Origin of the sequence: Streptomyces sp. NPDC056600, assembly GCF_042792855.1 — a bacterium.
Classification (GTDB): Bacteria; Actinomycetota; Actinomycetes; order Streptomycetales; family Streptomycetaceae; genus Streptomyces.
This window is the reverse complement of sequence record NZ_JBHTVQ010000033.1, coordinates 14,990-26,344: the sequence shown is the minus strand read 5'-3', so window position 1 is coordinate 26,344 and position 11,355 is coordinate 14,990. Positions and strand designations below refer to the sequence as shown.

General features: G+C 74.7%; 11 protein-coding genes. 5 read left to right on the top strand and 6 right to left on the bottom strand.

What is annotated here, in order from left to right; genetic code table 11:
* Window positions 1-45 precede the first annotated feature (45 nt).
* Both ACFRAV_RS17925 and npdG read right to left on the bottom strand, forming a co-directional pair.
* Complete coding sequence (locus ACFRAV_RS17925; protein WP_108953707.1) at window positions 46-240, bottom strand: hypothetical protein; 195 nt, start codon at window positions 238-240, stop codon at window positions 46-48.
* Between the two features lie 98 nt (window positions 241-338).
* Window positions 339-1,067: an NADPH-dependent F420 reductase gene (gene npdG / locus ACFRAV_RS17920; RefSeq protein WP_351117848.1), complete on the bottom strand. Its 729-nt coding sequence runs from the start codon at window positions 1,065-1,067 to the stop codon at window positions 339-341.
* A 315-nt stretch (window positions 1,068-1,382) separates the two neighbouring features.
* Between npdG and ACFRAV_RS17915 the strand changes: the two genes are divergently transcribed.
* Window positions 1,383-2,021 (top strand): hypothetical protein, encoded by a 639-nt coding sequence (locus ACFRAV_RS17915; protein WP_382556552.1) that lies wholly within the window; start codon window positions 1,383-1,385, stop codon window positions 2,019-2,021.
* 26 nt (window positions 2,022-2,047) lie between these two features.
* On the opposite strand, the gene ACFRAV_RS17910 is transcribed toward ACFRAV_RS17915, so the two are convergent.
* Window positions 2,048-2,275, bottom strand: a complete 228-nt coding sequence (locus ACFRAV_RS17910) for a hypothetical protein (RefSeq protein WP_382556549.1) — start codon at window positions 2,273-2,275, stop codon at window positions 2,048-2,050.
* Window positions 2,276-2,339: 64 nt separating this feature from the next.
* Between ACFRAV_RS17910 and map the strand changes: the two genes are divergently transcribed.
* Complete coding sequence (map, locus tag ACFRAV_RS17905; RefSeq protein ID WP_382556546.1) at window positions 2,340-3,197, top strand: type I methionyl aminopeptidase; 858 nt, start codon at window positions 2,340-2,342, stop codon at window positions 3,195-3,197.
* Between the two features lie 24 nt (window positions 3,198-3,221).
* Here the strand turns inward: map and ACFRAV_RS17900 are convergent, their stop codons facing one another.
* Both ACFRAV_RS17900 and ACFRAV_RS17895 read right to left on the bottom strand, forming a co-directional pair.
* Window positions 3,222-3,524 (bottom strand): STAS domain-containing protein, encoded by a 303-nt coding sequence (locus ACFRAV_RS17900; protein WP_382556544.1) that lies wholly within the window; start codon window positions 3,522-3,524, stop codon window positions 3,222-3,224.
* On the bottom strand, window positions 3,521-7,846 hold the full coding sequence (locus ACFRAV_RS17895; protein ID WP_382556541.1) for a SpoIIE family protein phosphatase: 4,326 nt from the start codon (window positions 7,844-7,846) through the stop codon (window positions 3,521-3,523). The genes ACFRAV_RS17900 and ACFRAV_RS17895 overlap by 4 nt, the downstream gene beginning before the upstream one ends.
* Before the next feature lie 245 nt (window positions 7,847-8,091).
* Here ACFRAV_RS17895 and ACFRAV_RS17890 point away from each other — a divergent pair, with 245 nt between their 5' ends.
* The 3 genes from ACFRAV_RS17890 to ACFRAV_RS17880 all read left to right on the top strand — a co-directional run bounded on the left by ACFRAV_RS17890 (window position 8,092) and on the right by ACFRAV_RS17880 (window position 10,430).
* Window positions 8,092-8,454: an STAS domain-containing protein gene (locus ACFRAV_RS17890; RefSeq protein WP_382556539.1), complete on the top strand. Its 363-nt coding sequence runs from the start codon at window positions 8,092-8,094 to the stop codon at window positions 8,452-8,454.
* 126 nt (window positions 8,455-8,580) lie between these two features.
* Window positions 8,581-9,453, top strand: a complete 873-nt coding sequence (locus tag ACFRAV_RS17885; protein ID WP_382556536.1) for an MEDS domain-containing protein — start codon at window positions 8,581-8,583, stop codon at window positions 9,451-9,453.
* A complete protein-coding gene (locus tag ACFRAV_RS17880) occupies window positions 9,450-10,430 on the top strand; it encodes an anti-sigma factor RsbA family regulatory protein (RefSeq protein WP_382556534.1) in 981 nt (326 codons plus the stop codon). The genes ACFRAV_RS17885 and ACFRAV_RS17880 overlap by 4 nt, the downstream gene beginning before the upstream one ends.
* Before the next feature lie 202 nt (window positions 10,431-10,632).
* On the opposite strand, the gene ACFRAV_RS17875 is transcribed toward ACFRAV_RS17880, so the two are convergent.
* Window positions 10,633-11,181, bottom strand: a complete 549-nt coding sequence (locus ACFRAV_RS17875) for a DoxX family protein (RefSeq protein WP_382556532.1) — start codon at window positions 11,179-11,181, stop codon at window positions 10,633-10,635.
* Between the last annotated feature and the right edge of the window lie 174 nt (window positions 11,182-11,355).

Sequence of the window (11,355 nt, the reverse complement as noted above, 5' to 3'; positions counted from 1 at the left end):
GCGGCGACGCCGCGCGGGTGGTGCGACGCGCCGAAGGTCAGGGGCTCAGCGGGTGGCCGAGTGCCCGCGCTCCGCCTTCGTCCGCTTGTAGTAGTACCAGCACATGTTCGAGGAGAGGCCGGCCAGCAGCACCCACACGATGCCCAGGCCCCAGGTGCCCTCGACGAAGGAGACGACGGCGGCGACCACGGACAGGACGCACACGACGAAGGCGTAGAGGGCGAGGCGGGGGCGGGGCATGGGGGTCGCTCCTGGTGCTACGTGGACGGGCGGCAGCTGCTGACTGCCGTGCCTCCAGTGTCCCCCATGCCCCTGTCCGCGCTCGCGCCCCCCGGCCGTCACACGTCGGTGAGTCGCAGTCCCGCGTGCGCCTTGTAGCGGCGGTTGACCGAGATCAGGTTGGCGACCAGCGCCTCCACCTGGTGGGCGTTGCGCAGGCGGCCGGCGAAGACGCCGCGCATGCCGGGGATGCGGCCGGCGAGCGCCTGGACGATCTCGACGTCGGCGCGCTCCTCACCGAGCACCATCACGTCCGTCTCGATCTCCTCGATCTCCGGGTCCTTGAGCAGGACGGCGGAGAGGTGGTGGAAGGCGGCGGTGACGCGGGAGTCCGGCAGCAGCGCGGCGGCCTGCTGGGCGGCGCTGCCCTCCTCGACCTCGAGCGCGTAGGCGCCCTTCTTGTCGAAACCCAGCGGGTTCACGCAGTCGACGACCAGCTTCCCGGCGAGGTCCTCGCGCAGCGACTCGAGCGTCTTGGCGTGGCCCTCCCACGGCACGGCGACGATCACGATGTCGCTGCGGCGGGCGCACTCGGCGTTGTCGGCGCCCTCGACGCCGTGGCCGATCTCCTCGGCGGCGGCCCGGGCGCGGTCGGCGGCGCGGGAGCCGATGATCACCTTCTGGCCGGCCCGGGCGAGGCGGTAGGCGAGGCCCTGGCCCTGGTCGCCGGTGCCGCCGAGGACGCCGACGGTCATCCCGGAGACGTCGGGGAGGTCCCACGGGTCCTTGGCGGGGGCCTTCTGCCCGGCGTGGGGCGCATCGTTGCGCGCACTGTCTGTAGTGGTCATGCGCCTGACTTTACGTGCGGAAAGCGCCCGCTCGGCGGTGGGATGGATCACGTCACCGGGCACGTCGGGCACGGTGGGCTCGGTGTCGGGCACCGGACCGGACACCGCGCCGACCACGGCGCCGGCCACGGCGTCGAGCACCGCGTCGAACCGCGCGCCGATCACGGCGTCGAACCGCGCGCCGGGGCCCGGTCCGGGCCGCCGCACCGGGCGGGGCACGCGGCCACGTCAGCGCCCGCCGTCCCGGCCGTCAGTTCGGGGGAATCGGCGGCGAACCCGGGACCGCCGGCGGCGGTGTGCGGCACCATGCGCCGCATGGATGCCGTACGGGTGGCACTGCTGCGCGAGGTCCTGGCCGGGACGGAGTGGCTGGACGCGACGCGCCGGTTCGCGGGCGCGCTGCGCGGGTCGGTGGTCTCGCACGGCGGCGGGCTGCTGCTGGTCGGCACGCCCGCCTACGAGCCGTGGCACCTGGCCGCTCACCTGGTCGACGAGGCGGCCTGGTCGGGGACGCCGGAGCTCTCCCCCACCCTGGTGCGGCACGCCGCGCGCGCCTCGGACCCGGCACACCTGGCCGTCGGTCTCCGCCGCCTGGAGGCGGCGCGGCGCGGGGAGACGCTGCTGGTGGTGGCTCCGGACGCGACGGGCCCCGAGCTGCTGGAGCGGGTGCGCGACGCCCGGCGCGCCGGGGCGACGGTGCTGGCGCTCGCCGGTCCCCGTGCCGAGGGCCCCGGAGGGCCGGAGGGGCACGAGGACCTGGCGGCGATGGCGCACGAGCTGCTGGGCCCGGTCGACGGGGCGGAGGCCGTCGTCGACCTGGACACCGTGCAGCACCTGGTCAGCGCGGCGGCCGGGGAGAACTCGGCGACCGCGCCGCGCGGGCGGCGCAGGTTCCGGGACCGGCTGTCCCGCCTCGCCGACCAGCTGACGGCGCCGCCGCCCCCGCGCTGGTAGGCCCGCCGGGTCTCCCGGCGGGCTCCCTACTCCTGGTCACCGCGCTTCGCGGGGTCGTGCCACTTGGGGTCGTTCTCCCACTCGAGGTTGCGCTCGCGGGCCGTCTCCATGGCGTGCTCGGCCTCGCCGCGGGTGGCGTAGGGGCCGAACCGGTCCTTGGCGGGGCACTCGGGCCCCTCCTCGACCTTCTTGTGCTGCAGGCAGTAGTACCACTCGCCCGGCCTGCCGGCCGCGCGCTTCTTGAACAGGGCCATGCCTGTCTCCTTCCCTCGTCCACACGGGCTGATGCCGTATGCCCCGCTGGTTAGACTCGCAGGCATGTCTGCCCAGTCGCTGCTCGTACCAGGGGAGCTTTCTCCCACCCGATCCGTACCCGGAAACATCAGGCGGCCCGAGTACGTCGGCAAGCCCGCGCCGACGCCGTACACCGGCCCCGAGGTGCAGACTCCGGAGACCGTCGAGGCGATGCGGGTGGCCGGCCGGATCGCCGCGCAGGCGATGGAGGAGGCCGCCAAGCACATCGCGCCGGGTGTCACCACCGACGAACTCGACCGCGTCGCGCACGAGTTCATGTGCGACCACGGCGCCTACCCGTCGACGCTGGGCTACCGCGGCTTCCCCAAGTCGCTGTGCACCTCCGTCAACGAGGTGATCTGCCACGGCATCCCCGACTCGACGGAGCTGCGCGACGGCGACATCGTCAACCTGGACGTCACGGCGTACATCGGCGGGGTGCACGGCGACAACAACGCCACCTACCTGGTGGGTGACGTCGACGAGGAGTCGCGGCTGCTGGTGGAGCGGACCCGGGAGGCGCTGAACCGGGCGATCAAGGCGGTGCGGCCGGGCCGGCAGATCAACGTGATCGGCCGGGTCATCGAGTCGTACGCCAAGCGGTTCGGCTACGGGGTGGTCCGCGACTTCACCGGGCACGGCATCAACTCGTCCTTCCACTCCGGCCTGGTGATCCCGCACTACGACAGCCCGTACGCCACGACGGTGATGCAGCCGGGCATGACGTTCACCATCGAGCCGATGCTGACGCTGGGCACGTACGAGTACGAGATCTGGGACGACAACTGGACGGTGGTCACCAAGGACCGGCTGCGCACCGCCCAGTTCGAGCACACGCTCGTCGTCACCGACACCGGCGCCGAGATCCTCACCCTGCCGTGAGCCGCCCGCCGCGGACCCCGCGCGCTACGGCGCGCGGACCACGGCGAGCTCGGTCAGGCCCGAGTACGTCAGCACCGGCTCCAGGAGCGACGAGACGACGATCTCGAGTCTTTCCGCGTGGACGAACAGCACGCTGAGTCCGGCGCTGTCCAGGTAGTCCACGGCGGTGAGGTCGACCACCACCCGTTCGGCGGCTGTGTCGGCCGTCTCCAGCGCCTCCAGCTCGCGGGCCAGCAGCCCCGCGTTGCCGAGGTCGATCTCTCCGGCCACCGTCAGCAGTGGCCGCCCGCCGGGCGCGGTGCCGGGGGTCACGGTCAGCGGCGTCATTTCGCGATCCTCGTCCACATCCGAACCGTGGTCCCCGTCTCGCCGGGCGTGACGGTGACCTCCTGCATCATGGCGCGCATCAGCGCGAGTCCCCGCCCGCGGTGGCGGCTCGCCTCCACGGTGGGCGTCCTCCAGCGGCCGCTGTCCTCGACGGTGAGGCTGAGCTCGTCGGCGCCGGCCGCCGCCAGCAGCCGGACGGCTCCGCCGGGGCTGTCCCGGTGCCCGTGCTCGATCGCGTTGGCGCAGGCCTCGCCTGCGGCGACCAGGACCTGCTGGGCCATCCCCTCCGGCAGGTCGCACCGTGCCAGCCAGCCCCGCAGCGTGCCGCGGGTGACCGCCAGTTCCGACGACTGCGCCGGGAAGGTCAGCTCCAGCGGCCCGGGGTGGCGGTACAGCAGCAGGGCGACGTCGTCGTCGTAGCCGTCCTCGGGGGCGAGCAGGTCCATGACCCGTGCGGCGAGCTCGTCCGCGGGCAGGTTCCGGCCCTCCTGGAGCGCCTCCCCGGCCAGGCGGATGCCCTCGCTCAGCGGGCGGCGGCGCCGCTCGACCAGGCCGTCGGTGTACAGCAACAGCGTGGAGCGCGGCGGGACCGTGCACTCCGCCTCGGGGCGCTCGGCGCCGGGCCGCACCGCCAGCGGCAGCGAGCGGCCCTGGTCGAGCAGGGTCACCTGGCCGTCGGGCCCGGCCAGGATCCCCGGGGGATGTCCGGCGCCGGCGTAGACCAGGCGTCCGGTCCTCGGGTCGAGCACCCCGCAGAACAGGGTGGTGCACAGCGCGCCGGGGATGCCCGCGGCGAAGTGGTCCAGCGCGGCCAGCGTCCGGGCGGGCCCGGCCTCCTGGAGCAGCAGGGCCCGGCAGGCGCTGCGCAGCTGGCCCATCACGCTGGCGGCGTCCAGGCCGCGGCCCACGCAGTCCCCCACGACGATGCCGATGCGGCCGTCCGGCAGGGCGACCGTGTCGTACCAGTCGCCGCCGACCTCCAGGGGCGGGACGGCCGGCTCGTAGCGGACGGCGAAACCCTGCGGCAGCCGCGCCGGGCCGAGGATGGCGCGCTGCAGGGCGAGCGCGGTGCGGCGGTGCTGGTCCACCTGGTGGGCGCGGGTCAGGCCCTGCGCGAGGCGGCCGCCCAGCAGCGACAGCAGCAGCTGGTCCTCCGGGATGAAGGGCCGCCGTCCTCCGAGGTCCACCCGGAGCACCATCGGGCCTTCGGGGTGCTCCAGCACGATGTGGGCGCGGTTGCCGTCGGCGACCGGGCTGAGCGCGGGACGGTCGCGCAGCGCGGCGAGTTCCGCCCGGTCCTCCTCCGACAGGCCCTCCCACCCGTCGGGGGACGGGTGGCCCGCGGCGGCGACGCAGGGCTCGGGCCGGTCGCCGAAGACGACGGCGAGGACCTGGGTGGCCCGCCACACCTGCTGGAGCTCCTCCAGCGCGCCGGCCAGCGCCTCGTCCTGGCCGACGGCCTGGGAGAGCCTCAGGCCGAGGGCGGCCAGGGCGCTGTCCCGCTGCACGGCGTAGTGCTCGGCGGTGACGTCGCGGAAGGTGCCGACGACGACGCGGCGGCCGGTGTCGGGGTCGCGGGCCTCGTTGCAGCTGACCGAGACCCAGATCCGCCGGCCGTCGGCGCGGTCCACGGCCACGGTGCAGCGGCCGGGGCGGCCGGAGAGCGCCTCGCGGAACGCCTGGCCCCACCGGTCGTGCGCGTCGTGGCCGGTCTCCTCCCAGGGGCGGTGCGGGCCGGGGAGGCTGTCGGGGCCGTAGCCGAGGATCTCGGTGTAGGCGGAGTTGACCTCGAGGATGGTGCCGGTCTCGTCGCAGACGAAGAACGCCTCCTGCAGGGCGTCGACCAGTGCCGCGCGCCAGCGGGCGTGCCGGCCGCGCATCCGCGCCAGCTCCACGTTGGCCCGGACCCTGGCCAGCAGCTCGGCGGCGGCGAACGGCTTCACCAGGTAGTCGTCGGCGCCGGCCTCCAGGCCCTCGATGGACGCCTCCTGCCCGGCCCGCGCGGACAGCAGCAGCACCGGCACGGACGCGGTGCGGCTGTCGGCGCGCAGCGCGCCGACCATGGCGAGGCCGTCCATCCGCGGCATCATCACGTCGCCGACGATCAGGTCGGGCTGCACCGCGCGGGCGGCCTCCAGCGCCTCGACGCCGTCGCCGACGGCGCGGACCCGGTAGCCGGCGCCGGTCAGCAGGCGGGTGAGGTAGCCGCGCATGTCGGCGTTGTCGTCGGCGACCAGGACGCGGGCCCCGGCTGTCCCCCGCGCCACCGCGGCCCCGGGTCCGTCCGCCCCGGCGGTCACGGGGGCGCTGCCCGGCACGGCGGTGGGCCCGCCCTCGGCACCGGTCCCGGCCGGGCCCCCGGCGGGGGTCCCGCCGCCGGCGGGTGCCGGGGCGTCGCTCCCCTCCATGGCGCCGGCGCCGGTCGGCGCCGGCCCGGTGTCCGGGGTGTCGGGGAGGGCGCTCAGCGCCTCCTGGACGTAGGGGCGGGCGTCCGCCGTGAGGGGGACGGACGCGGCGGCGGGGACGAGGGAGCCGGCGGGCAGGTGGCCGGTGCCGAGGCGGAGCCGGACGGTGAAGACGGTGCCGCGGCCCTCGGTGCTCTCCGCGGTGATCGTCCCGCCGTGCAGCTGGACGAGTTCCTTGACCAGGGCCAGCCCGATGCCGCTGCCCTCGTGGGAGCGGGCGCGGGTGTGCCGGATGCGGTGGAAGCGGTCGAAGAGCCGGGGCACCTCGTCCGCCGGGACGCCGACGCCCGTGTCGGCGAAGGTCACCACCGCCTCGTCGCCGTCCCGGCGCACCGCCACCCGAATGCCGCCCTCGAAGGTGAACTTCAGGGCGTTGCCGAGCAGGTTGAGGACGACCTTCTCCCACATGGACCGGTCCAGGTGCACCGGCTGGTCCAGCGGCGGGCAGTCGACGTCCAGGGTGAGGCCGGCCCGCTCGACGGCGGAGCGGAACACCCCGGCCAGGTCGGCGGTGGTCGCGGAGAGGTCGACCGGCGCGAAGGCGGCCCGCATCCGGCCCGCCTCGATCTGCGAGAAGTCCAGCAGCGTGTTGACCAGACGGCCCATTCGCAGGCCGTTGCGGTGGGCGACGTCCAGCTCGTCGCGCACCGACGGGTCGGCGTCGGACAGCCGGCTGCGCAGTTCCTCCAGCGGCCCCATGATCAGCGTGAGCGGGGTGCGGAACTCGTGGCTGACGTTGGAGAAGAAGGCGGTCTTCGCCTCGTCCAGCTCGGCCAGTTCCTCGGCCCGCCGCTGCTGCGCCCGGTAGCTGCGGGCGCTGCCGATGCCCGCGGCGACGTGACCGGCGACCAGCTCGACGAAGGACCGGTAGGCGTCGTCGAGCGGCCGGTACCGGTTGAGCGCGGCCACCAGGAATCCGTAGGGCTCGCCGCCCTGCCGGGGCAGCGGCACCAGCAGCGCCCCGGTCGGCGGTGCCTCCCAGGCCCCGTGGGGCAGCTCCGCCGCGCCGTCGGCGAGGGCGGTGAGGTCGACCGTCTCGGCGCCCTCGCCCGGTCCGGCGGCGGGCCACGGGGCGGCGTCGCCGGGCGCCAGGGCGAGGGGGGCGACGGGGTGGCCCGGCTCGATGCCGCTGGCGCCGGCCAGGCGGACACGGCGGCCCTGGGTGCCGTCTGCGCCCTCGGGCGTGCCGCCGGCGTCGGGCCCGTCGTCGAAGAGGTAGGTGAGGGTGAACGGCAGGTCCTGCGGATTGCGGCCGAGCTGGCGGGCGGCGAAGTCCAGCATCTGCTGCTCGGTGCGCACCACGCTGGGGTCGGACCCCAGGTCGCGCAGGGTGGCCATGCGCCGCTCGCCGATGACCCGCTCGGTCTCCTCGGTGACCACACAGAGCATGCCGACGATCTCTCCGGCATCGTCCCGCAGCGGGCTGTAGGAGAAGGTGTGATACGTCTCCTCGCGGTAACCGGACCGTTCCAGGAACAGCCGCAGCCCCTGGTCCCAGGTGGCCCGGCCGGTGGACAGGACGGTGCCGATGCGCGGACCGATGGTGTCCCAGATCTCCGCCCACACCTCGCGGGCGGGCCGTCCGAGCGCCCACGGGTACTTCTGCCCCAGCGTGTCGTGCCGGTAGGCGTCGTTGCAGAAGAACGTCAGTTCGGGGCCCCACGCCATCCACATCGAGAACCGGGAGGACAGCAGAATGCTCACCGCCGTGCGCAGGCTCTGCGGCCAGCCGGACGGGGGCCCCAGCGGGGTCTCCGCCCAGTCGACCGCGGCCAGGTGGCGCCCGACCTCCGGATCGGCGGCGAACACGTCCGCCCCGGCCGACGCGGAACCACCGGGGGAGAAGGAGCGTGCCATGAAGGGGCCTTTCGTCTCGACCGAGCACCCGTACACCGGCGACGCGCCCGCCGTCGCGAGTTCACGGGAACCCCACACACATTCCACAGGCTTCGTAGGATAAGCCGAACCCACTGGTCTTTCCGGGCCGGTCGTCCACGACCGGCGTCACCCGCGGCGGGCGCCGCCGGAAGGGCCGCCGGGCCGTCCGTCCGCTCCTGCCGTCCGTCCTCCGTCACATCCGCACCCCCCCACCAGGAGAACCGGTGACCAAGACCGACCCCGTCCTCACCGTCGACCGGCACACGCACCCCTCGGGCGCGGCCGTTCTGCGGGCGACCGGCGAACTCGACCACCACACGGCCGGCGCCCTGCTGGGCGCCCTCGACGAGCTGGACCTCGCCCGCTCCACCGGCCTCGTGATCGATCTCACCGGGCTCTCCTACTGCGACTCCACAGGCATCACCGTGCTCGTCACCGCACACCACCGCGCCGAGCGGGCCGGCCGGCCGCTGGCCCTCTGCGGACTGGGTTCTGACCTGCGACAGATGTTCCACACCGTGGGGCTGGACCAGATCTTCACATTCCACGACGATGTGGACCAGGCTGTGGACGCGCTGCGAAAATGAGCCGTCCGGCCCCGTTTGGGTTCGAAGGAACGGGGCATTGGGGCTGTCTGCACTTCGTTATCCTGCCGGGGGCAGGCGCCTCGGCAGCCTGACAGGACAGACGGGCTCCGGAGAAGGACGGACGAGATGGCCATGACCTCCACGGCCGCCGTTCCCGCGCCGTCGGCCCCGGAAACGGGTCGTCACAGCGGCGTGGTGTTCTCCGACGACCGCGAGTGGGCGGGCCATCTGGTGCCCTTCGTCCGCACGGGGTTCGAGCGCGGCGAGCAGGTGCAGTACTTCGCGGCCACCACGGACCCCGACCGGGTCAGGGGCGCGCTGGCGTCCGCCGGCGTCGACGCGGCGCGGGCGGAGGCCGAGGGCCGCCTGGTGGTCACCACGGCGGAGCGCACCTACCTGTCGGGGCCGCGCTTCGACCCGGACGCCATGATGGGCCTCTGGCACCAGGCCATGGACACCGCGCTCGCGGAGGGACACCGCGGGCTGCGGGCGATCGGAGAGATGGCCTGGGGCGCACAGGACGTGGCGGGGGCGGACCGCCTGCTGGAGTACGAGCTCCGCCTCCACCACGAGGTGTTCGCACCGCTGCCGCTCACGGCGTGGTGCTTCTACGACCGCCGCCGCGTTCCGGCGCACCTGCTGGCCCTGCTGGCCGGGGCGCACCTGCACCACGGCGGACAGCCGGTCGAGCATCCCGTCCTGCGGCTGGAACCGCTGCCCGGCCGCACCGGTCTGAAGCTGTCCGGCTCGGCCGGGTACGACACCCGCCACGCCGTGCGCACCGCCGCCGCCGTGGTGGCCGGTTCCCCGGGCGGAGACGTCGAGCTGGACCTCTCCGGTCTCCGGCATCTGGACGTCGCCTCGCTGTTCATGCTCGTCGAGGCGGCCCGGCGCCGCCGCGACGGACGGCTGCGCCTGCTGCACGCCCCCGCTCCCCTTCGACGGCTACTCGGACTGTTCCCCGAGCTCGGAACCCCTGTGGAGATCGCCGAGCGATGACGACACACAGCCGAACCACCACGTACTTCCGGCAGCCGCCCGGTCGAGGACCCGGCTCCGGGCTCTTCCACCCCGCGCTCTTCTACCGCTCCGAGGCGGAGTACCTCGACGCGGTGGGCCGGTTCGTCCGCGCCGCCGTCCTGGGCCGCGGCGCGCAGGCGCTGGTCGTGGTCCCCGGGCCGCGGCTCGAGCGGCTGCGCGCGCACCTGGCGGACCTGGACGAGCGCGTCACGTGGCTGGACATGACGGAGGCGGGGCGCAACCCGGGCCGCCTGCTGTCCCTGTTCCGCGAGTTCGCGGACCGGCACGAGAGCTCGGAGTCCCGGCCGTCCATCGTGGGCGAGCCGTTGTACGCCGCGCGCGGGCCGTTCGAGACGGTGGAGGCGCTGCGCCACCAGGCCCTGGTCAACCTGGCCTTCGCCGGCCGCCGGGTCAGCGTGCTGTGCCCGTACGACGTGACGCTGCCCGAGCGGGTGCTGGAGGCGGCCCGCCGCATCCACCCGGTGGTGACCGAGGACGGCGTCCAGCGGATCAGCCCCGACTTCGCCGACCCGCTGGACGTCTGCCGGTCCTTCGACACCCCTCTCCCGGACCCGGTCGACCCGCTGGTGGTCGAGTTCGGCGAGCACGAGCTGGCGCTGGCGCGCGGCACCGCGGAGGACTGGGCGTCGCGCTGCGGGCTCTCACCGGCCCGGCGCACCGACTGGCTGCTGGCCATCGGCGAGGCCGCCGGCAACTCGGTGCGGCACGGCGGCGGGCGGGGCACGCTGCGGATGTGGCGCGACGAGAACTCGCTGGTCGCCGAGATCCGCGACGGCGGACAGCTGACCGACCCGCTGGTGGGCCGCCGCCGCCCCGACCCGCGTTCGCCGCACGGCGGACGCGGGGTGTGGATCATGCACCAGCTCTGCGACCTGGTCGAGCTGCGCGCCGGGGCGGACGAGCTGGTGCTCCGCCTCCACATGGCCGTGGAGTGACCCGCGGGGCGAGCTGAGCGGGCCGACCGGCACAGCGACACCAGTTGCGGGCCGACCGGCACGGCGACATGAGGGCGCGCGTCGGCCCGCGGGGTGACCGCGGCCTGAGCGCGGGGCGCCGCGACGTGGGCACGGGCCGCCGGGAGCGAGGGTCACCGTGACCTGAGCGCGGGGCGCCGCCCGGACGTCCGGCGCGGGCCGGTCACTCCTCGAAGAGCGGCTCCTGCACGCCCTCCTCCTGCTGCTTCCTGACCCGGCGGTTGCGGCTGCCCACCACGCACGCCGTCGCCGCGCCCACCGCGGCGAACACGGCCGGCACCATCCACCCCTTGTTGAGCGCGTGCCCGAGCAGGTGGTCGAGCGAGATCCGGCCGGGGCCGGTCACGGCCAGGCCCGCGGCGGTGAGCCCGAGAGAGGCCGCGTACTCGTAGCCGCCGCTCTGCGCGAAGAAGCCCTGCGGGGCGTGGACCGCCGCCGCTCCCGCCATCGCGCCCGCGGCCGCCGCGCCCGCCGCGGGCGTGGCCAGGCCGAGGGCGAGCAGCAGGCCGCCCCCCGTCTCGGCGGCGCCCGCCATGGTGGCGCTGGTGCGGCCCGGGGCGTAGCCGATGGACTCCATCCACTGCCCGGTGCCCTCGAGGCCGTGGCCGCCGAACCAGCCGAACAGCTTCTGCGCGCCGTGCGCCGCGAGCACGCCGCCGGTGCCTGCCCGGAGCAGCAGCAGACCAAGATCACGCCGGTCGAAACACGTCACGTCGACTCCCTGAACCCGTTAGCGGTGCGGACCGGACCCGGGTCCCCGGCTTTGCGCCGTTCCATCCGCCCACGCGAGTGATCACCGGGGGTCGTGGGGAGGTTACCCAGCCGTCATCTGCATGTCGTGTCCTCAACAACGGGGGGTCGTCCTGTCCCGCTCGAATGCCTTCCG